This window comes from Stenotrophomonas sp. YJH_SMC_37, from assembly GCF_059370035.1.
In genome coordinates, this window is the sequence record NZ_JCAFTG010000011.1 from 39,631 (window position 1) to 58,968 (window position 19,338).

The 19,338-nt window shown below is 63.3% G+C and carries 17 protein-coding genes, 1 tRNA gene and 2 pseudogenes; 10 read left to right on the forward strand and 10 right to left on the reverse strand.

Annotation, left to right across the window (positions count from 1 at the left end; genetic code table 11):
• From ybgF to queC, 3 genes are all read left to right on the forward strand, one after another.
• Entirely contained in the window at positions 1–819 is an 819-nt protein-coding gene (gene ybgF, locus AC5P8J_RS15650) for a tol-pal system protein YbgF (RefSeq protein ID WP_227852996.1), read from the forward strand.
• 302 nt (positions 820–1,121) lie between these two features.
• Complete coding sequence (gene queE, locus AC5P8J_RS15655) at positions 1,122–1,823, forward strand: 7-carboxy-7-deazaguanine synthase QueE (RefSeq protein WP_019660124.1); 702 nt, start codon at positions 1,122–1,124, stop codon at positions 1,821–1,823.
• Positions 1,824–1,901: 78 nt separating this feature from the next.
• Positions 1,902–2,567, forward strand: a complete 666-nt coding sequence (gene queC / locus AC5P8J_RS15660) for a 7-cyano-7-deazaguanine synthase QueC (protein WP_227854163.1) — start codon at positions 1,902–1,904, stop codon at positions 2,565–2,567.
• Between the two features lie 63 nt (positions 2,568–2,630).
• Here the strand turns inward: queC and AC5P8J_RS15665 are convergent, their stop codons facing one another.
• Positions 2,631–3,617 (reverse strand): DUF2268 domain-containing putative Zn-dependent protease, encoded by a 987-nt coding sequence (locus AC5P8J_RS15665; protein WP_495216947.1) that lies wholly within the window; start codon positions 3,615–3,617, stop codon positions 2,631–2,633.
• A gap of 178 nt (positions 3,618–3,795) precedes the next feature.
• Between AC5P8J_RS15665 and AC5P8J_RS15670 the strand changes: the two genes are divergently transcribed.
• A tRNA-Lys gene (locus AC5P8J_RS15670) sits at positions 3,796–3,871 on the forward strand.
• A gap of 142 nt (positions 3,872–4,013) precedes the next feature.
• Positions 4,014–4,334 (forward strand): annotated as a pseudogene (locus AC5P8J_RS15675) (phage portal protein); the annotation flags it as partial.
• 214 nt (positions 4,335–4,548) lie between these two features.
• On the opposite strand, the gene AC5P8J_RS15680 reads toward AC5P8J_RS15675, so the two are convergent.
• Positions 4,549–6,840, reverse strand: a complete 2,292-nt coding sequence (locus tag AC5P8J_RS15680) for an AAA family ATPase (protein WP_188250403.1) — start codon at positions 6,838–6,840, stop codon at positions 4,549–4,551.
• Between the two features lie 1,154 nt (positions 6,841–7,994).
• Here AC5P8J_RS15680 and AC5P8J_RS15685 point away from each other — a divergent pair.
• The gene (locus tag AC5P8J_RS15685; protein ID WP_188250402.1) at positions 7,995–8,576 is read left to right on the forward strand and encodes a hypothetical protein; all 582 of its coding nucleotides are present in this window, start codon (positions 7,995–7,997) and stop codon (positions 8,574–8,576) included.
• Positions 8,577–8,763: 187 nt separating this feature from the next.
• On the opposite strand, the gene AC5P8J_RS15690 is transcribed toward AC5P8J_RS15685, so the two are convergent.
• Positions 8,764–9,120 carry a winged helix-turn-helix transcriptional regulator gene (locus AC5P8J_RS15690; protein ID WP_242015255.1) on the reverse strand — a complete coding sequence of 119 codons (357 nt, stop codon included), beginning with the start codon at positions 9,118–9,120 and terminating at the stop codon, positions 8,764–8,766.
• 142 nt (positions 9,121–9,262) lie between these two features.
• On the opposite strand from AC5P8J_RS15690, the gene AC5P8J_RS15695 reads away from it, so the two are divergent.
• A complete protein-coding gene (locus tag AC5P8J_RS15695; protein WP_495213958.1) occupies positions 9,263–10,207 on the forward strand; it encodes an aromatic alcohol reductase in 945 nt (314 codons plus the stop codon).
• 395 nt (positions 10,208–10,602) lie between these two features.
• Here AC5P8J_RS15695 and AC5P8J_RS15700 read toward each other — a convergent pair whose 3' ends face one another.
• Complete coding sequence (locus tag AC5P8J_RS15700; protein WP_188250400.1) at positions 10,603–10,932, reverse strand: hypothetical protein; 330 nt, start codon at positions 10,930–10,932, stop codon at positions 10,603–10,605.
• 83 nt (positions 10,933–11,015) lie between these two features.
• Positions 11,016–11,372, reverse strand: coding sequence for a hypothetical protein (locus AC5P8J_RS15705; protein ID WP_188250399.1), 357 nt, complete (start codon positions 11,370–11,372; stop codon positions 11,016–11,018).
• A 725-nt stretch (positions 11,373–12,097) separates the two neighbouring features.
• Here AC5P8J_RS15705 and AC5P8J_RS15710 point away from each other — a divergent pair.
• On the forward strand, positions 12,098–12,949 hold the full coding sequence (locus AC5P8J_RS15710; RefSeq protein WP_188250398.1) for an alpha/beta hydrolase-fold protein: 852 nt from the start codon (positions 12,098–12,100) through the stop codon (positions 12,947–12,949).
• An 82-nt stretch (positions 12,950–13,031) separates the two neighbouring features.
• Positions 13,032–13,970: an alpha/beta hydrolase gene (locus AC5P8J_RS15715; protein WP_478435960.1), complete on the forward strand. Its 939-nt coding sequence runs from the start codon at positions 13,032–13,034 to the stop codon at positions 13,968–13,970.
• Between the two features lie 76 nt (positions 13,971–14,046).
• Here the strand turns inward: AC5P8J_RS15715 and AC5P8J_RS15720 are convergent, their stop codons facing one another.
• Positions 14,047–14,469 carry a response regulator gene (locus AC5P8J_RS15720; protein ID WP_495216949.1) on the reverse strand — a complete coding sequence of 141 codons (423 nt, stop codon included), beginning with the start codon at positions 14,467–14,469 and terminating at the stop codon, positions 14,047–14,049.
• 95 nt (positions 14,470–14,564) lie between these two features.
• Positions 14,565–15,329 (reverse strand): annotated as a pseudogene (locus AC5P8J_RS15725) (CPBP family glutamic-type intramembrane protease); the annotation flags it as partial.
• Positions 15,330–15,479: 150 nt separating this feature from the next.
• On the opposite strand from AC5P8J_RS15725, the gene AC5P8J_RS15730 reads away from it, so the two are divergent.
• Entirely contained in the window at positions 15,480–15,788 is a 309-nt protein-coding gene (locus AC5P8J_RS15730; RefSeq protein ID WP_308305337.1) for a TFIIB-type zinc ribbon-containing protein, read from the forward strand.
• An 86-nt stretch (positions 15,789–15,874) separates the two neighbouring features.
• Here the strand turns inward: AC5P8J_RS15730 and AC5P8J_RS15735 are convergent, their stop codons facing one another.
• The 3 genes from AC5P8J_RS15735 to AC5P8J_RS15745 all read right to left on the reverse strand — a co-directional run bounded on the left by AC5P8J_RS15735 (position 15,875) and on the right by AC5P8J_RS15745 (position 19,326).
• Positions 15,875–16,387: a GNAT family N-acetyltransferase gene (locus AC5P8J_RS15735; protein WP_495216950.1), complete on the reverse strand. Its 513-nt coding sequence runs from the start codon at positions 16,385–16,387 to the stop codon at positions 15,875–15,877.
• 81 nt (positions 16,388–16,468) lie between these two features.
• A complete protein-coding gene (locus AC5P8J_RS15740) occupies positions 16,469–17,518 on the reverse strand; it encodes a copper resistance protein B (RefSeq protein WP_495216951.1) in 1,050 nt (349 codons plus the stop codon).
• Complete coding sequence (locus AC5P8J_RS15745; RefSeq protein WP_180877687.1) at positions 17,515–19,326, reverse strand: copper resistance system multicopper oxidase; 1,812 nt, start codon at positions 19,324–19,326, stop codon at positions 17,515–17,517. The genes AC5P8J_RS15740 and AC5P8J_RS15745 overlap by 4 nt, the downstream gene beginning before the upstream one ends.
• Positions 19,327–19,338: the final 12 nt, after the last annotated feature.

Here is a 19,338-nt window from a genome sequence, read left to right on the forward strand (position 1 = left end):
ATGCGCATTGGCATCAAACTGATGCTGGTCGTTGCGGCAGCCCTCGTGGCTGCCGCACCGGCGCACGCACAGCGACAGAGCCTGGCTGACCGTGTCGGCGCGCTCGAGCAGCAGATGTACAACAACAGTGCCAACCAGGACCTGTTGAACCAGATCAATCAGCTGCGGCAGCAGGTCACCAGCCTGCAGGCCTCGATCGAGCAGTTGCAGCACGACAACGCCCAGCTCAAGCAGTCCGCCCAGGACCAGTACCTGGATCTGGACAGCCGCCTGAACCGGTTGGAAGGGGGCAACGCCGCCCCGGCCCTGCCGCCCGTTCCGGCGAGCGCGCCCAAGGCCGCACCGGCCCCGGCAAAACCCGCAGTGGCGGCCACTTCCGAGCGGCCGCCTTCCGTCCATGGTGATGCCGGCAGCCTCGCCGCCACCGGTGACGAGCGCACCTCCTACAACGTTGCCTTCGATGCCTTGAAGGCCGGCAGGTACGACGATTCGGCGCAGCTGTTCCTGAGCTTCCTGGAGTTGTACCCGAACGGCGTCTACGCGCCGAACGCGCTGTACTGGCTGGGCGAGAGCTACTACGCCACCCGCAATTTCCCGATGGCCGAGACCCAGTTCCGAGAGCTGCTCTCGCGCTATCCGACCCACGACAAGGCCGCGGGCGGCCTGCTCAAGATCGGCCTGTCGCAGTACGGCGAGGGAAAGGTCGACCAGGCCCAGCAGACGCTGGAGACCGTCGTGGCGCAGTACCCCGGCTCGGACGCCGCGCGCACCGCGCAGGACCGTCTGCAGTCCATCCGCCTGGGCAAGCAGATCCGCTGATCCGCTGACCGGGCGTACAATGTGTGCCCTGTAGAGCCGAGCCCATGCTCGGCTGCTTTCGTTTCCGGACGGGCAAACCCGCCCGGATCCGGTAGCGCCGGGCCATGCCCGACGGCTCGCGTCACCGGCAGGGATATGCCCGTTTGGTTGCTGTTGTAGAGCCGAGCCCACGCTCGGCTGCTTTCGTTACCGGCTGGGCCATGCCCGCCCGGTTGCTGTTGTAGAGCCGAGCCATGCTCGGCTGCTTTCGTTACCGGCCACGGTAGCCCACCCGCCACGTGTCCCACCAAGAAGTGCCCGCCATGACCGCCGTTACCCCGTCCAGCGCCGCCGCCACGCCCAGTGAGATTGTGCAGTCGCCCCTGCCACGCCTGAAGATCACCGAGATCTTCACCTCGCTGCAGGGCGAAGCCGATACCGCCGGCTGGCCGACCGTGTTCGTGCGCCTGACCGGCTGCCCGCTGCGCTGCCAGTACTGCGATACGGCCTATGCCTTCCATGGCGGCACCTGGTGGGACATCGACGACATCGTGGCCGAGGTGCTGGCCCAGGGCGTGCGCCACGTCTGCGTGACCGGCGGCGAGCCGCTGGCGCAGAAACGCTGCCTGGTGCTGCTGCAGAAGCTGTGCGACGCCGGCATGGACGTCTCGCTGGAAACCTCCGGCGCGCTGGACGTCAGCGCGGTGGACCCGCGTGTATCGCGCGTGGTCGACATCAAGACCCCGGGGTCGGCCGAAGTGGCGCGCAACCGCTGGGAGAACCTGCCGCTGCTGACCGCACGCGACCAGATCAAGTTCGTCATCTGCAGCCGCGAGGACTACGACTGGGCCAAGGCCCTGGTCGCCGAGCACGAGCTGGTGAAGCGCTGCACCGTGTTCTTCTCGCCCAGCAAGGGCGAGATCACCGCGCGCCAGCTGGCCGACTGGATCGTCGAAGACCGCCTGCCGGTGCGCTTCCAGATGCAGTTGCATAAAATCCTGTGGAACGACGAGCCGGGCCGATGAGCCCAGGCAACGTTCCCTGATGTAACTCCGGCGCGGGACAGCGTGCTGGCTTTCCCCTCCCAACCGGATGTTTTACCCATGAAGAAGGCAGTCGTGCTTCTCTCCGGCGGCATGGATTCAGCCGCCGTCATCGCCATGGCCCAGGAACAGGGCTTTGCCGTGCATGCCCTGAGCGTGCGCTATGGCCAGCGCCATACCTCCGAACTGGATGCCGCCGCCCGCGTGGCCAAGGCCCAGAGCGTGGTCGCGCACAAGACCGTGGACGTGGACCTGCGCAGCATCGGTGGCTCGGCGCTCACCGATGACATCGACGTGCCCGAGGCCGGCGGTGCCGGCATTCCGGTCACCTACGTACCGGCGCGCAACACCATCATGCTGTCGCTGGCCCTCGGCTGGGCCGAAGTGCTCGGTGCCAACGACATCTTCTGCGGCGTCAACGCCGTGGATTATTCCGGCTATCCGGACTGCCGCCCCGAGTTCGTGGCCGCGTTCCAGGCGCTGGCCAACCTGGCCACCAAGTCGGGCGTGGAAGGTGCGGGCATCAAGGTACACGCGCCGCTGCAGTTCCTCAGCAAGGGCCAGATCGTCAGCGAAGGCGTGCGCCTGGGCGTGGACTTCGGCCTGACCGTGTCCTGCTACAACGCCGACGCCAACGGCGCCGCCTGCGGCCACTGCGATGCCTGCCGCCTGCGCGCGCAGGGTTTCGCCGAAGCCGGCGTGCCGGACCCCACGCTGTACGTCTGAGGTGATGGGGCTGATGCCCCAATGGTGGGTGCGAACCGTTGGTTCGCACTCTCTGTCCCGGCGCTACCGGCGGCTGGAGTCTGGTAGTGCCGGCCGCTGGCCGGCAGCCTCATCAGGCAACCACCCCGACGCCTCGATGAACGCCCGCACCGCCTTCGGATCGGCATAGTCCAACTCGATCATCCGCGCGATACCGGCCTTCTCGTCGGCCTGCTGGCGCATGTACTCCTGCGCGATGCGATACCCAGCGTAGTACCCCACATCACTCACCCCGAATGGATTGCGGGCGCTGTTGTAGAGCCAGTTGTCGAGGTTACCCCCGTCCATCTCGGCAATGAAGCGCGTGCGGATTTCCGGCTCGTGCGCGGGCCCGTAGGCATACAGCGGCAATGCCGGCCGACGCCCGCTCAGCCGCTCGGCCACACCCTCGCGCACCACGTACTGCGCCAGGCTGCCGGTGGTCTCGCGCTGCTGGGTATGCACGTACTCGTGCAGGTTGTTCTGCGCGTTGTTCGCCCCCGGACGGCTGTCGTAGAAGATCCGTAGCCGGTCGCGCATCTTTTCGGGCAGTTCGCTCACGTCCACGCGCTCATCGCCCAGCGCCATCTCGGCACCGATCAGCACCTTGTCACCCAGCGTGGTGCCGCCGGTGCGCAGCACACCGACTGCGTAGGTGGTGGTGGCCGGACGCAGGGCGGGGTAGAGCGTGCGGAAGGCGGCCAGGTCCCGCTCCAGAGTGGCGCTGGCCTGCTGCGCGTTGGCGGTCAATGGGCGTACCGACGTCCAGAAGCGCGGCCACGCGCGCATGGCCTCGGCGTATTCGCGGGCAGTGTAGCGGCGCACCTGCATCAGCGCATGCAGGCCGGGGCTGCCTGGATCGATGTAGCGTTCCTGCACGAGTGCGACCTGGCGTTCAACGTCGGGCTCGGCGCGCACCGCGTCATAGGTGGCCCAGAAGCGGCCGATGTCGTCGGTGACGACCTGGGGCGGGGCGGCCAGTGCCTTGCAGGGCAGCAGAAGGGCGGCAATGAGGCAGAAGGGCAGGCGCATCCGTGGCTCCGGGCGGGAATCACAGCTGGGATGCGCGTGAGGCCCGGAAGGTTTAAGCGGGCTCGCCAGATCGGGTAGTGCTGGCCGCTGGCCGGCAACCTCGACGCAGCAGGGTTTCACCCGGCCCGGCAAAGTAGGGTAGAATGCCCACCCCGCCGAAAGGCTGGGGCAGTGCAATGGGCCGTTAGCTCAGTCGGTAGAGCAGAAGACTTTTAATCTTTTGGTCGAAGGTTCGAATCCTTCACGGCCCACCATTGCATCAACGACTTAGGCGCCCACCGGGCGCCTTTTTCATGCCGCCGGGAAAATTGGCGGGAAAATTACGTGGTTCCACGCTCAAGTGCATTTCTCCTGCCTGGCGGTTGAACCAACGGCAGTTCATGGTCGTAGCGCTGCCGCATCGTGTTCCTGCACTCGCCGGGCGGCAGCAAGGACGGTCTGAAGCTGATTCCCGTCAGCGAGGTTGCGGCGAAGGATGAATTCACCGGCATCAAGAGCGTGACCCGAGACGACATGCTGGCCTCGCTGCGCACCCCGCCGCAGCTGCTGGGCATCGTGCCGCAGAACAGCGGTGGCTTTGGCTCGATCCGCGAGGCGGCAACCGTATGGACTGCGATGGAACTGTCACCACTGCAGACGCGACTTACGGCACTGAATGAATGGCTCGGCGATGAGGTGATTCGCTTCCAACCGTTCGAGCTGGCGCCCATTGCGTGATTATGGAGCAGCGGAACCTGGGCTACAGCGCATGCGCTCGCCTGCTGGCTAAGACTATCGGCGCTCACGGACCGACACGCCGGAGTAAGCCGTCTCCACCTCGCTTGGTTTGACTGTCCGGGAGCTGGCAGGATGCATGCGCCTGCGGCTGGAGCGCTTCCGAGAGAAGGCTGAGCACGTGAAACGACGGGCGACTAGTCGCCCGGCGGAAGGTCTATTTGCTCAAAAGTGCAAGCACTCGTTGACAATACGCTCTCAATTCAGCCTCGACGAGAGGCGGTTCCTGCATACCATCTTCGTGCATGAACTGAGTTGCGTAGTCGTTGATGTCATTGAACTCACCAACTAACGGCTTCAGGGCGAAGTACGGCGAGTTCTGATCGGCGCTCTGGATGAAAGCGATAAGGTTCCCAAGCATGTTTCCGGTTGGAGGGCTGAGTGGAAACCGGTTTCTTATGTATCCTTCAAGAACCGGGCGGATGGTTCTAGAAACTAGGTGGGCGGAGCTGGAGGACGGATCTGCTAGATACGCAGAAAGGATATCGATGTTTCGCCGATGCCTTCCTTTACATTCGTCTTCTACGTTGAAGGACGACAGATCAGACGCATTTCCTGCTGTTGCGACCACTTTGATGTAGCTGACTTTGTTCTTCGTTTCAGGAAGTTTTGACAGTCCTTCACCTAGCGCGCGAACAAAGAATGCGTCATGCGCAAGGACGATCAATTGCCTGCAACTTCTTGCTAGACGCAGCAGTGAACGTATGGTCGCGGCACGTCGGTTCCAGTCCAGGCTGCAGACTGGATCATCAATTAGTACGGTCTTTACGCTCAGGTTGGGAGTGGTGATGACCTTTGCGAGAAAGAAGGCGTAAGCCAGCGCTCGCTTATCGCCTTCACTGAGAGTATTCCCGAAGTGCGCACCCTCTGTGGATGTTAGGGATACCGGATTTCCACGAACTATCAGTTCATACTCTGTTCGACCAATGGCCCCCTGTCCACGGAACGCTGGCTTAAGAGACCGAATCTCAATTTGCGCGCCAAAGTCGGCCAGCAGCTTGTTGATATTTTCACCATACGTTACGAAGATGGCCTCCATCTGTCCGTTGAGCGTGGTGCGAGCTGTCTCTTTCTGCTTTGCGAGTGCGTTGCGAGTCTGATCAGCACTGTCATATTCAGCGAGCTGATTGATCGCAGCGGTGGTGTGCCTGTCTCTTTGTATCTCAAGCTTCTTTATTTCAAGTTCGATCAGCTGCTGCTGCACTGTCTCGAGCGACTGCTTATATGAATCGATCAGCTGATTGCACGTGATGAGGCTCTCATTGAAACAATTGAGCTGACCAATCAAGCCCTGCCACATCTGAACTGCTTGCTCAAGCTCAGCCTGACCTCCGATGGGTCTGAGTGGGGACTCGCTTTTCGATCTTGCGAGGCCGACAAGCAGTTCGCGTAATTCTGCGAGTAGTGAGCTGAACTTTTCTTCTTCAAAGTCTGTCGCCGGTAGGCTGAGTACGCTTCTCCAATAGCTGAGCTGCGCTTGGGCCTTCTGAACGTTGCTATGGACTATAACTGCGACCTGTTCCCCAACGCGCGTCTCCACGTTCGCGGGCAATGTGGATGCTTGTTCCTTCAACGCGTGATACTCGTCATTGAAGTAGGAATGGTATGCAGCGAGAAGGGGCTCGTCACCTTTCGCGATCCCGCAGAACGGACAGTTATCGTCCACCACGTACTTCAGTCCCGCAGCCAGCCAGCCCTCGAATGCTGCCGAGCTGCGCGATGCGATGTGCGCTTTCACGCGCGTGGCTGCTGCCTCGGAGACGTCAGCAACACTCTTTCGCAAGATCGCAAAGAGCGCTTCAATGTCCAGCTTCGGTGTTGGGATCAGCTGCGCCCCAGGCGTACCTTTTACCTTTGCCAAGTCTTTGGCTTGATTCGACCGCAGTCGCAGCGCATCAATTCTTTGCTGCAAGTCTGCGTCGGCGGGAAGCGCCCGGTACTGTTTCAAAGTGAAGGGACCACGGGCGTGACTGAGTGCCGACTCAACCGCGCGGAATGTTGCGGCGGCCGCATTCGCCTGAGCCGTGAGATCGTCGAGGCTCTTCTTCGTTTGAACGGCGGCCTCGCCAACAGCGAAGGACAGGAGGCCTGCTCTTTGGTCCGGGGAAACGCCGTGCCCTGCGTAAACGTTCTTACTAACGAACTCGGCATCGAACACGATCAAGTCCATCCAGTGGCTGGACCATGTGTTGCTATTCAGATTGAGGGTTTCCACACCTCCGGCACTTTGTATCTCAATGCTGGCGGTCTGCGTAAGAGAGTTGCCTAGTGTGCGGCGCGCATTGATATCTGATCCTTCCTCTCCCGTCGAAGAGCGGAGTAGAGAAGCGAGGGTGGATTTACCACGGCCGTTCTCGCCAAAGATCAGAGTCGCTGCAGTGAACGGCGGCGATGCTCCAGCGGATTCAAAGAGCCCAGTTCCTGTGATGTGGTTGATTTTGGTAAGCATAGATCCCCCTTTTGTCTACAAGTATGCAGACACCTTGCTTACATTTCATTCAGGTTTTTCCTACCCGCGCCCGGTGGTGTGCACTCGTCTCCCCGCCACGCCGCGCACTTCAGGGGGTGCTTTTTCTGCGCTGCCCGCACCAAGCCTCAGCCCAGGCCCTGTATGGCGCTCCCCGGAGTTCCAAAGCGCCGGTCGGACCTGCGGTTCCCTGCGCGGGAGGGGCGCCTGCGAGACCCTACGCGGGCGTTCCATGGCTCTTCTCGGCAGGCCCGACTTTTCATGTGACCACGGGGACAAGGTAACCAGGTAACACGCGGGTCCGAACGTGGTCTAAGTATATGATTTAAAAGGCATAAGAATGGTTACCTTTTGAAGTGATGGGAGGTAATTTTTTGCTTCCTACAAAGTAATGTCATTGATTAATAAGGACTTTTTACTCTGCCGATGTTACCCCTCTAAAAGGTAATCTGGTCACTCCAGGGTTACCTTATTGTTACCTTCATTTAAGCTATATAAGTGATTGATAATAAACGTAAATTGTTAGGATCTGGGTGCCTGATTACCTTTGTTACCTCTTTCCCGTGGTCACCTCAAAAATTGCGCTCTATCGCGCGTAAGCGGGCCATAAGCCTCCCCGCCGCCGCACGCGCTCACGCCTGCAGCCCGCGCCCTTGTCGCAGCGCTTGCGACGCCCAGCCGTATCCTGCCGGCCATGCCGCTGCCCCCCGACTTCTACTGGACGACGCGATCTGCCTGCCTCCCGGATGATGCCCCCACGGTCATCGCTTGCAGCGGCGTGTGGGTGGTCGTACTGCTACAACGGGTGAACGATGGGATCTGGATCGCCGGTCTCGACCGGCACCGGCATGGTCCCGGCGGGCCGTCCCGCCGGTGTAGCAGTTACGAGTAGGGCCGCGCCGGCGCCGAAATGTGGGTGACCAGGCACGAGACCCGCCTGCGCGAGGATGTGGCCAAGATCGAGGCCTATCGAGAGGCGGTGCGGGCGAACCGGTTGGCCAAGCTGCAGATCTCGCCGCCTTTCGGTTGGGCTGGGTAGCGCGTGCCATACAGATGAAGTCGAAGGCAGGTCGCGTCTTTCACAGTCGCCGTTTGCTGATACCTTCGCAGGTTGGAACTTGACCACTGGGGGGACGATGAGCAGCCAGTCGGCATTCTGGACGGCAGACACCATCAGTGCGGCGGGTACAGCACTGTCGGCCCTGCTCGCTGCAGGGGTATTTGCTTATGACCGCGCCTCAGCCTGGTCCCGGAGGCGTTCAGACTCTTCCCGCCTGTCACAGCTAATTGCTGGCGATTTAGGGCTCGAGATAGCGCAGCTTCGTTCAATTAGTGCATTTACTAACGGAAACGCCGAGATAGCCGGCTATTCGAACGGCCTGGGACTTCTAAGTGCCAAACCAGGTGCGGAAGCAGCTCTGCTGGTCTATTTGAAGCAGTTCAATACGACGCGAATAGATCGAATTTGCGAGACCACGAACGTGTTTGATGCCGGCTTGAGTGACCGACTGTCGCTCATTATTACGTTGAGGGCCGGGGCCTTGATGTCGGTGGAAACAATGGAATCAATGGAGCCAGATCAAGACAGAGCTGACGTCGCGAAGCATGTATGCCTACAAGTGAATGCCCTGCAGCGCACCATGATCGAGGTGTTCAATGCGATCATCGCTTCTCGGGGAGTTCGTTCGCTACAGGTTGAGTGTCTGATCTCTTCCTAGCGCTCAACGTTCCTCGTGCTAGGGAGCCTCGATTGATCAGAAGTAGATCGTCGTCAACTCAAGAGCAAGCACACAAGGCCAAACGCATGGCGTCGGATGTGACCGACGCGAATACCCCCGTCATGACGCGCTGGAGCATCCGCCTGTGGGGGAGGCTACCTGCCTGCGCCGCTGCTGGCCTATATCTTCATTTCCCGTCTGAAGAATCAAAATTCTGCCGACATTGGCGGAATTCCTCCGCATGAGCCACTACCCATGTCCACATGGGAATCATCAGTACAAGAAGGTCCTTGCCCAGCGCTGTGATGCTGTACTCCACATGTGGCGGTACTTCGTGGAAATCCTCCCGGCTGATCAACCCGTCACGCTCCAATTGCCGGAGGGTGCGCGTAAGCATGCGCTGGGTGATCCCCTTCATCCGTCGTGCGACCTCGGCATGACGCAGCGTTCCATACACGCCAAGCGCATGGATGACGCCCAGGGACCAGCGGCTACCAGCGTGCGCCAAAACCTCCCGGCGCAGTCCATCTTCGTCCTCGCTCATCCCGTCGCATATGGCTTGAGAGTGCCTTAGCAGTTCTTCCGGACTCATGAACGGTGCGGTCGGTATCATCGATGTGCCTTCTTACGTGTGGGCCAGTAGGCGAGCAGAATCGCCGCCATCGTACACACACAGGGCGATTTCCATGTCATCTCATATCAGCACTACCCCCTCTCGGTCGATCCTGGTGCTCGGCGCAGGCGAGCTTGGAATGCCTGTCATCCGGAACCTTGCACGTTTGGCCGTAAGTCATCCAGGCACACGGATCAGTGTGATGCTACGGGCGACGTCGATTGACTCAGAACTGCCGGAGAAGCAGCGGGTGGTCGATGAAATCCGCGCCTTGGGGGTGAATATCGTTGCTGGTGATCTGGTGACTGAATCGGTAGAGGCGTTGGCGGCTACCTTTGCGCATTCTGACACAGTGATTGGATGCACCGGCTATGCCGCAGGCCGCGATACGCCAATGAAGGTTGCGCGTGCGGCGGTGAAGTCGGGTATTCCCCGCTACTTTCCTTGGCAGTTCGGTGTCGATTTCGATGCCATTGGGCGCGGTGGTCCCCAGGACCTGTTCGATGCCCAGCTGGACGTGCGCGAGTATCTGCGTTCGCAGACTGCGATGGACTGGGTGATCATCTCTACTGGAATGTTCACCAGTTACCTCTTCGAGCCGGACTTCGGGGTGGTCGACCTGGTTGGGCATAAAGTGAACGCGTTGGGCTCGGCGAGCAATGCTGTCACCCTGACCACGCCGGATGACATCGGCGCAATGACAGCGCGCATCGTGTTCCACACACCTGCGATCCGCAACGAGATCGTGTATCTGGCAGGTGACACCATCCGCTACGGCGACCTTCCGGATATTCTGCAGAAGGCGTTCGGCGAACCTTTCGAGCTGGTGATCTGGGGCGTACCCCAGCTCATGCAGGAACTGGCTAACGACCCGGGCAACATGATAAAGAAGTATCGCGCCGCCTTTGCCCAAGGGAGGGGCGTTGCGTGGGATGTGGAGCGAACCTTCAATGCGAAGATCGGGGCCGAGCTACAGGGCGTGCAGGCGTGGCTGGATTCCAACGTGCAGCGCTCCTGATTTGCCGCTGGATTGTGAGGAGGCGCCCGCTGGGCGCCTTTTTCATTGCCGTTCCCGCCCGCACGCTCACGATGGTCGCACGTCGCGGCACACCAGTTCACCAGTGGCTCGGTAACCGGCGTCAAACGGTGGAACCTTGGTCGTGGACCCCGTGTATATCCCTTGAGACGGCGGAAAAATTGTCGAGTGAGCTTAGGATCGGCAATGGTTCCACGCTCGGCGGGCGGAAAAATAGAGCGGCGCACCCGGTTGTTTTCAAAGGAGTCGCAAGCCTTCTTTTGATCTTTTTGGTCGAAGGTTCGAATCCTTCACGGCCCACCAATGCAATCAATGACCCAAGTCATTCAAAAAGGTACCGCTCAGCGGTGCCTTTTGTGTTGTTGCCCGCAAAATGCCTATTTCGCCTTGGCGCCGCGCGCCCGCGCCGCCTCGCGTTCGGCGGCTGCCTGCGCGGCGACCGCTGCGGCGTTGGCGGCAGCATTCGCAGAGCGTTCCGCTGTCGCACGATCCGCATCGAACCGCGCCTGCCGCTGGGCGCTGTAGGTGCGTTCCAGTTCCAGCGAGGCAAGGAAACTGTCTGGATGCTTCGCCGCACACGCCTGCTGTACCAGTTGCACAGCATGATCGGACAGCCCGGGCTGGATATTGCCCAGCAGGCAATCGGCATACGGTACGGATGCAGCGGGGCCGCCAGCCAGCGCGGCAACGATCACGACATTCAACATACAAACCTCCTTGTAGGTTTCGATGGGACCCGGTACCGGCCGGCCCGGCCCCAGTATGGCCCGGTTTGCGGTACAGGGTGAGGCTACTCCGGCCTCACATCCCGGCACACCAGCTCGGCCAGCCCGCGGCAGGCAAAGAACAGCCCTTCAACCACGCCGGCATCCAGATGCCGGTCGGGCGTGGCCATTGCCCGGCAGCGGTCGGCGGCATGCAGCATTTCCGCCACGGTCAGCATGCCGATGGCGGCCCGTTCCACCCGCGACAGGGCAACCCCGCGCCCGGTGGAAACGCTGGTTTCAGGCCAGGGCTGGCCATCGGCACCTTCGCCCGCGCGGATGCGCTTGAGGCAGCCCAGAAACGTGCTCAGTTCGGGCGAAGGGTTGTCGTCGTCATAGTGAGTGCTGGCGGTGTACGAAGCATAGGGCGGACGATCGGTCATCTCGGCTTCCTCGACTCTGGAGTGGGCGTGCCACCGCGCAGAACGGGTGGCGGGCGATGCGTGGCTGCAAGCCGGAATGACATCACGCAGTAACCGGCGGGCCAGAAGGCCCCCACGCAGCGCCCGCCATGAAGGCCGACGGATCACCCGCCGGCACGGTCCAAAGACAGTGTCGGCGGGTGAGCGCAAACAACAGCGTGAATGTCATTACGGGCTTGCAGGCCCGCTGCCACCCGTTGTCGGTGGCGCAGCATGGTGTTTACGCCTGCGCATGGAACTCAATGAGGATTTTCCGAAGAACGATGCGGAATCCAGGCGCGCGGGAATGCTCGCGCAGGGGCAGCTATTGCAGCAAGCGACAGCTCGCGACGCATGTGCTCATGCGCTTGGCTGATCGTTGCAAAATGCTGTTAGCTGCCGCTGACGGCACGTTTGCCGTGATGGGGTACGTGGAAAGTGGGCGCCACGTTTGCCAGCCGTGGTGGTACGGAACAGCGGGTCACGCACTCAAAAATCGGTGCATCTGCGACGTCCAAGGTGTTGTAGAGCCGAGCCATGCTCGGCTGCGATTTGCATGGGAAACCGAGCCGTACCCGGTTGCGCGCGGGGAGGTCATCCCCGCATGGCATGGATCCACGCATCTGGCAGGGATGCTGAGCGTGCAGAAGCCGCCAATGCCTGCCGCTGGGCGCTATGCTCGGCCTCTTCCCAGGACGGGTCACCCCATGCGCTTGATCATGCTGTCGCTGTTGTTGTCCGCCATCTCCGTCGCGCCGCTGATGGCCGCCGAACCGGCACCATCCGCACAGGCATCGCCGGCAACCCCGCTGGTGATCGGCGAAACCTTCACCATCGAATCGAAGGCGCTGGGCGAGACCCGCCGCATCAATGTCTACCGTCCGCAGCCGTGGGGCCTGGACCCGAAAGCGCCGCTGCCGGTGCTCTACATGCCCGACGGCGGCATCGGTGAGGATTTCCTGCATGTGGCCGGGCTGGTGCAGGTGCTCAGCGGCAACGGCAGCATGCGTCCGTTCCTGCTGGTCGGCATCGAGAACACCGAGCGCCGCCGCGACATGACCGGCCCCAGCAGCGACCCGCAGGACCAGAAGATCGCACCGCGCATCGGTGGCTCGGTGGCCTACCGCGCGTTCCTGCGCGATGAACTGATGCCGCAGGTCCGCCAGCGTTACCCGACCACCGACGAGCGCGCACTGATCGGCGAGTCGCTGGCCGGCCTGTTCGTGGTGGAAACACTGCTGCAGGAGCCGATGCTGTTCAACAGCTACATCGCGCTGGACCCCAGCCTGTGGTGGAACCGGGGCACGATGCTGGCGGCCGCGGCCAAGCAGTTGCCGGCCGTGATGCGCGCGCAGCCGCGCGTGTTCCTGGCCAGCAGTGGGCAGCCGGAGCTGGCTGCGTCCGCCGCACAGTTGGCCACGCTGCTGCAGCAGGCGTCGCCATCGCCACTGGTGAAGTACCTGCCGCTGCCGGAGGAAACCCACGCCACGATCTATCACCCGGCCGCCTTGCAGGCGCTGCGCACGCTGTTCCCGGCGCCGCCGCCGGCCTCGCCCTGACCGCACTGGCAGCGGCGTGCACAGCATGCAAGGATGCGGCAGCGGCGCCATCCGGTGCGCCGCCCGCAATGGGAGCGTGTGGATGCAGCGTGTGCGTGGATGGAGTATGGCGGCCTGCGTGGCCGTGAGTGGCTGTGCGATGTCGGTGGCGCCACCGGCAACGCAGCCTGAAGCGAAGGGCGACGCGACCAAGGCCGCGACGGGCGTGGTGCTGCCGGATACCGAAGCGCTGCGCGTGCATGACCCGGTGGGGCGCGATTACCCGATCTGGGTGGCGCTGCCGGCCGACTATGCGGCGCATCCGGAAAAGCACTACCCGGTGCTGTACGTGACCGATGCGTTGTACAGCTTCCCGCTGGTGCGCAGCGTGCGCAACCTGGTGGGGCAGCAGGGCGTCAACATCGAGAACTTCATCCTGGTCGGGCTGCCGCCGCAGGAGGGCCTGACCTCCAAGCAGAGCCGCTCGCGCGATTACACGCCCAGCAATCCAGCGCATACGGTCGATGGCTACTACAGCGATGACGTCACCTACGGCGGTGCCGCGCACTACCGCGATTTCCTGGCAGCGCAGGTGCTGCCGATGGTCGATGCACGCTACCGCACCGATCCGGCGCGGCGTGCCTATGCGGGTCATTCCTATGGTGGCCTGTTCGGCGCCTACGTGCTGACCACGCGCCCGGATATGTTCCGCACCTACATCCTGTCCAGCCCATCGCTGTGGTTCGACGACCATCGGGTGCCGCGCATGCAGGCCGAAGCCAAGGCGCCGGCGCAGCCGACCACGGTGGTGCTGTCGGTGGGCAGCTTTGAAACGGTCAAGCCCGAACCGCGTTATTTCACCCGCAACGACATGCTGCGCCACAACGCAGAATTCGCCGAGCAGCTGCGCAGCAGCGGGCGATCATTGAAGGTGGAGAACATGGTGATCGATGACGAGGATCACTTCACCGTCTACCCGGACATGATCACCCGCGCACTGCTGAAGGTGTTCCCGGGTACCGGACCGTACAGCAGCGGTTGATGATGGGCGCCATCCACGCATGGCGTGGATCTACAGGGCCATTGCAGTAGATCCACGCCATGCGTGGATGAACGCCTCAGTCCGCCTGTGAATCCGGCCCGGTCAATACGCCCACATCGGCATGCCGGAAGCACAGCCGGATGGCGTCGAGCAGCTCGCTCATGTTGTACGGCTTGGGCAGGAAATGGATGCCGTCGCGCAGCTGCGGCAGCACCTGGTGCTGGTCCATGCCCGACGTCACCAGGATCGGCAGCTGGGGATACAGGCCGCGGACCCGGTTGGCGGCTTCGATGCCACTGATTGCACCCAGATTGACGTCGGTGAACAGCAGATCGAAACGCTCACCGGCGGCCAGTAGGCCCAATGCCGCTTCGGCAGAGCTCACGCCCGCCACGTGGCAGGCCTGGCTTTCCAGCGCCAGCCGACTCAGTTCGCGGGTTTCCTCGGCGTCCTCGATGAGCAGGACGCGGGGTTCGACGTGGCGCTTGGACAGCAACATGACGCTACAGCTCCGGAAAGCAGCAATGAAAAGGCGCGCAAGTATGCGCAAGCCGGGGGTGATCCCGGCGTGCACGCCAGGCTAAGTGGGCGTTGCAGCGAGCGCTGGCGCTGGCGGCGTACCTGCCAGGCCAGCACCGCCACCGCCAGCAGCGCGGTGCCGATACGCAGGCTGGTGGCCTGCCAGCCCAGCGCAACGACGTCGTCGAGGCTGAACACGTTCCACGCCATGTTCATCGATACGTGCAGCACCAGGCCGCACCACAGGGTGTCGCCGTCCAGATGGTCGAGCCAAGCGAAGATGAAGCCGCCCAGTGCGATGACCGCGCCGACGAACAGGGCAGTGCCGCCGCCGTCGAAGCCGCCGAAGCCCAGCCAGTGCACCCAACCGAACAGCAGCGCCTGCGGCAGCGCAAACAGGGACCACGGGCCACGCATGAGCTTCACCAGCAGCACGAAGCCGAGGCCGCGGAACAGCACTTCCTCGGCCAGTGGGAACAGCACGGCGAGCATCGTCGCATCGAGTGCGGTCAGTGCGGTGTTGGGCGTGCCCAGCACCGCCAGGCCCAGCCAGCAGGGCAGGCTGGCCAGCAGCACCCACAATGGGCCGCGCCAGCCGTTCCCGTGCAGCCCCAGGCTGGCCATCAGGCCCACCCCACGCGGGCGCAGCAGTGCGGCCAGGAGCAGCGCCAGCAGGACGGCCAGTGCGTTGTCCAGCAGGCTGCCGCCGTAGGGCATAGGCAAGGCGGGAATCGGCGCGCCTGCGGCCGCAGCGACATCGCGCAGATTCAGGCCAACGCCGACGCCGAGCAGCACCAGCAGCAGGCGCGCGGCGTTGGGCAGGCGGGACAGGACGGTCATGCACGCACTCCCTGCGGAACCAGCGTGAAGTGTGGAAGGCGGCCGGGGACGCTGGCACGCGCCGGAAGTCCCTGTGCCATCGGTCATGTGTTGCCGCACAGTCATCGGTGGGCAGGTAAAGTCGTTGCCAGACCTTCAGGAGCCATGCCCATGCTGTGCCCCGTGTGCAAGACCCAGACCCTGCAGATGGCCGAACGCCATGGCATCGAGATCGACTATTGTCCTGGCTGCCGAGGTGTGTGGCTGGATCGTGGCGAGCTGGACAAGATCATCGAACGTGCGGGCGCCGGTGCTGCCGTACCGCCGCCAGCGCCCGTGCAGGCTCAGCCGGCGTCCGCGCCGCCACCGGTGATGCACCGTGATACCCGCCACCTCGGCCAGCGCTACGAGGACAACCGTGGCCACGGCTACAAGAAAAGGAAGAAGGAGAGCTTCCTCTCCGAGTTGTTCGACTTCTAGGCGCTTCGCTCTCTGTAGAGTCGAGCCATGCTCGACTGGCTGTTGCCGCCAATAGCCGAGCATGGCTCGACTCTACAAAGACGTGATCACGGCCGCCGAAGGATGAACTCGCGGTCATGGGTATCGCCGACGATGAAGTCGTACTCGCCCACTTTACTGCAGCCATAGCGCGCGTAGAAGCGCTGCGCGCCGAAGTTTTCTTCCCATACGCCCACCCACAGGGTGCGGCGGCGCGGCTGGTCCAGCCAGGCCATGAACGCGTCCATCAGGCGTGCACCATGGCCGCCGTTCTGGTGTGCGGCCAGGATGTAGAACCGCTTCAATTCGATGTCGCCCTCGCGGGCCTCGGCATGCGGCAGGGTGTTGGCACCGGCGGCCAGGTAGCCGACCACGGCGTCGCCGTCCATCAGCAGCCAGATGGCACTGCGTGGGTCGGACAGTTCGATGCGCTGCGGTTCGCTGCTGTAGTGCGCGTGCAGGAAATCGTGCAGCTCCTGCGGCGGATAGGAGTCGCCCCAGGTTTCGTTGTAGGTGGTGATGGCGATGGCCGACAGCGCATCGACATCGGCCAGGGTGGCGCGGCGGATCTGCAACGGCATGATGGAACCTGCATTGGAACGTGGCGCAGTGTAGCCGGCCCCGGCGGTTGCCGGGGCTGGCCACTGCTCACGTAACGCTGCTCAGAACCACATGCGCACGCCAGCGACCCAACGTGTGTCGCGCGCGTGGTCACCGGCATAGTCGGCGGTGTCGCCGAAACTGCGTTCGTGGCTGATGCCGATGTACGGCGCGAAGCGGCGGCTGAACTCATAGCGCAGTCGCAGCCCGGCTTCGACCTTGTTCAGGCCACGGCCGATGCCGTACTCCGGTTCATCCTTGGCTGCCACCGTGGCTTCCAGCAGCGGCTGCAGGATCAAGCGGTTGGTCAGCAGCACGTCGTACTCGACTTCGGCCTTGGCCAGCATCTGGCCGCCGGAGCCCATGTACAGCGTGGCCGAGCTCTCGAACTTGTAGGGCGCAAGGCCCTGGATGCCGATCGCCGCCCAGGTGCGCGAGTCGGCGGGGCGGAAGTCCTGGCGCACGCCGACCAGCACGTCCCACCACGGCGACACGCTACGGCCGTACAGGGCCTCCAGCGATGACGACTCGGTGCGGCCACGGCTGCGTTCGCCATCGGTGCGCAGCCACAGGCGGTTGATGTTGCCGCCGATCCAGCCGGTGGCTTCCCAGGCCTGGCCGTTGCTGCTCTTGCCGTCCCAGTGTTCGAGGCGGTCAATCAGCAGCAGGCTGTTGATCTCCGGCGCGTGTTCCATCGCGCCATGTGCGATCGGCGGGAAGGCGGCGGCGCGGTCGGCATCGGTCGGGACCGGGATCGGTTCGAGAGGTTCGGTGGGTGCGGGCGTGCCGTGACCCATCGCCGCGTGATCCATGCTGGAGTGATCCATCGTGGAATGATCCATCGTGGAATGATCCATCGTGGAATGATCCATCGCGGAATGGTCCATCGTCGCCGGCTGCATCGCGGCGTGGTTCATCTTCGAGTGATCCATGGTCGAGTGGTCCATCTTCGAATGATCGACCGGTTCGGCAGGCGTCTTCGCGGACTTCGTGGCCTTCGCAGGCGCGTTCATCGCGCCCATGTCATGGCCCGCGTGCGACTGCGCGAACACCGGCAATGCGGCGGCCAGGCCCAAGGCCAGCAGGCTGGGGGAAAGCAGTGAGCGGCTCATTCTTCGATCCTCACTTCGCGCATCATGCCCGCTTCCATGTGGTACAGCAGATGGCAGTGGTAGGCCCAGCGGCCGAGCGCGTCGGCGCGCACGCGGTAGCTGCGGCGTGTACCGGGTGGCACGTCGATGGTGTGCTTGCGCACCTGGAATTCGCCTTGTGCGTTTTCCAGATCGCTCCACACGCCATGCAGATGGATCGGGTGCTGCATCATGGTGTCGTTGACCAGCACGATGCGCATGCGCTCGCCGTAGTTCAGCCGCAGCGGCTCGGCGCTGGCGAACGGGATGCCGTCGAACGACCAGGAGAATTTCTCCATGTGGCCGGTCAGGTGCAGCTCGACTTCACGACTGGGCTCGCGGCCATCGGGGTCTTCGAACAGGCTGCGCATCGCGCCGTAGGTCAGGACCTTGCGGCCGTTGTCGCGCAGGCCGATGCCGGGGTCGTCCAGCTTCGGTTCGGTAGCCGAACTCTGCATGTCCACCAGCGGGTTGTTGCGCTCGCTGGGCGGGTGCTTTGGCGCCTTGCTGGCGGCATCACCGCCGCCATGCGCACCGTGGCCCATGCTGGCGCCACAGCCGCCTTCCATGCCCTTCATCGCGGTCATGTCGTGCCCGCCATGACCGCCACCGCCCATGTCATGCCCCATGTCGCTCATGGTCAGCAACGGGCGCGGGTCGCGTGCAGGGATCGGTGCCTGCAGGCCATGGCGTACCGCCAGCGTGCCGGCAGCGAAGCCGGTGCGGCCCATGTCCTGGCAGAAGATGGTAAACGCGTCCTGGCCGGTGGGCTCGACCAGCACATCGTAGGTTTCGGCGGGAGCGATGCGGAACTCATCGATGCTGACCGGATGGATGTACTGGCCATCGGCGGCGACCACGGTCATCTTCAGGCCGGGAATGCGCACATCGAAGTAGGTCATCGAGGCGCCATTGATGAAGCGCAGCAGTACCTTTTCCCCGCTGCGGAACAGCCCGGTCCAGTTGCCGGCTGGCGCCGTACCGTTCATCAGGTAGGTGTAGGTATGCGCGTTGATGTCGGAGATGTCGGTCGGCGTCATCCGCATCCGGCCCCACATGCCACGGTCCGACAGCGCGGCCGACCAGCCCTCGCGCTTCACGTCGCGCAGGAAGTCGGGCAGGGTGCGCTTGTAGTAGTTGTCGTGCTCGGCAAGCTTCTTCATGCGGCGGAACAACGCACCCGGGTCCATGTCGGTCCAGTCGGACAGCAGGATCACGTGCTCGCGGTCGTGGTGGTACGGCGCTGGCTCGGCCGGATCGATGATCAGTGCACCGTACAGGCCGGCCTGCTCCTGGAACATCGAATGGCTGTGGTACCAGTAGGTGCCCGACTGCTTCAGCTGGAAGTGGTAGTGGTAGGTCTCGCCGGGGCCGATGCCGTTGAAGCTCAGGCCGGGCACGCCGTCCATGTTGGCCGGCAGCAGGATGCCGTGCCAGTGGATCGAGGTCGGGTGGCGCTCCAGCGTGTTGCGCACGAACAGGTCCACGGTCTGGCCTTCGCGCCAGCGCAGGATCGGCGCCGGCAGCGAGCCGTTGACGGTGATCGCCGGGCGGGTGCGGCCGGTGAAGTTGGCCAGCGATTCGCCGATGGCCAGTTCGATGCGGGTATCGCTGAGCACGGCCGGGGCGCCGGCCAGGCGCGGGGCGGCCGTGGCGGCGGCGAGCGCGCGCTGCGGCACGCCGACAGCGGCGATGCCGGCAACCACGCCACCGGCGGCCAGGCCCTGCACGAACAGGCGGCGCGACGGCATGGGCACAGCGCCCGGGCCGGGGGGAATGCGGGTATTCATGGTGGTGACTCC

What these genes read in the sequence shown, in the direction of transcription:
- ybgF (WP_227852996.1), top strand. Translation starts at nt 1, where the DNA reads ATGCGCATTGGCATCAAACTGATGCTGGTCGTTGCGGCAGCCCTCGTG.
- AC5P8J_RS15680 (WP_188250403.1), bottom strand. Translation starts at nt 6,840, where the DNA reads ATGCTTACCAAAATCAACCACATCACAGGAACTGGGCTCTTTGAATCC.
- AC5P8J_RS15710 (WP_188250398.1), top strand. Translation starts at nt 12,098, where the DNA reads ATGCGCTTGATCATGCTGTCGCTGTTGTTGTCCGCCATCTCCGTCGCG.
- AC5P8J_RS15730 (WP_308305337.1), top strand. Translation starts at nt 15,480, where the DNA reads ATGCTGTGCCCCGTGTGCAAGACCCAGACCCTGCAGATGGCCGAACGC.
- AC5P8J_RS15720 (WP_495216949.1), bottom strand. Translation starts at nt 14,469, where the DNA reads ATGTTGCTGTCCAAGCGCCACGTCGAACCCCGCGTCCTGCTCATCGAG.
- AC5P8J_RS15695 (WP_495213958.1), top strand. Translation starts at nt 9,263, where the DNA reads ATGTCATCTCATATCAGCACTACCCCCTCTCGGTCGATCCTGGTGCTC.
- AC5P8J_RS15705 (WP_188250399.1), bottom strand. Translation starts at nt 11,372, where the DNA reads ATGACCGATCGTCCGCCCTATGCTTCGTACACCGCCAGCACTCACTAT.
- AC5P8J_RS15735 (WP_495216950.1), bottom strand. Translation starts at nt 16,387, where the DNA reads ATGCCGTTGCAGATCCGCCGCGCCACCCTGGCCGATGTCGATGCGCTG.
- AC5P8J_RS15715 (WP_478435960.1), top strand. Translation starts at nt 13,032, where the DNA reads ATGCAGCGTGTGCGTGGATGGAGTATGGCGGCCTGCGTGGCCGTGAGT.
- AC5P8J_RS15690 (WP_242015255.1), bottom strand. Translation starts at nt 9,120, where the DNA reads ATGAGCGAGGACGAAGATGGACTGCGCCGGGAGGTTTTGGCGCACGCT.
- AC5P8J_RS15700 (WP_188250400.1), bottom strand. Translation starts at nt 10,932, where the DNA reads ATGTTGAATGTCGTGATCGTTGCCGCGCTGGCTGGCGGCCCCGCTGCA.
- AC5P8J_RS15740 (WP_495216951.1), bottom strand. Translation starts at nt 17,518, where the DNA reads ATGAGCCGCTCACTGCTTTCCCCCAGCCTGCTGGCCTTGGGCCTGGCC.
- queC (WP_227854163.1), top strand. Translation starts at nt 1,902, where the DNA reads ATGAAGAAGGCAGTCGTGCTTCTCTCCGGCGGCATGGATTCAGCCGCC.
- queE (WP_019660124.1), top strand. Translation starts at nt 1,122, where the DNA reads ATGACCGCCGTTACCCCGTCCAGCGCCGCCGCCACGCCCAGTGAGATT.
- AC5P8J_RS15665 (WP_495216947.1), bottom strand. Translation starts at nt 3,617, where the DNA reads ATGCGCCTGCCCTTCTGCCTCATTGCCGCCCTTCTGCTGCCCTGCAAG.
- AC5P8J_RS15685 (WP_188250402.1), top strand. Translation starts at nt 7,995, where the DNA reads ATGAGCAGCCAGTCGGCATTCTGGACGGCAGACACCATCAGTGCGGCG.
- AC5P8J_RS15745 (WP_180877687.1), bottom strand. Translation starts at nt 19,326, where the DNA reads ATGAATACCCGCATTCCCCCCGGCCCGGGCGCTGTGCCCATGCCGTCG.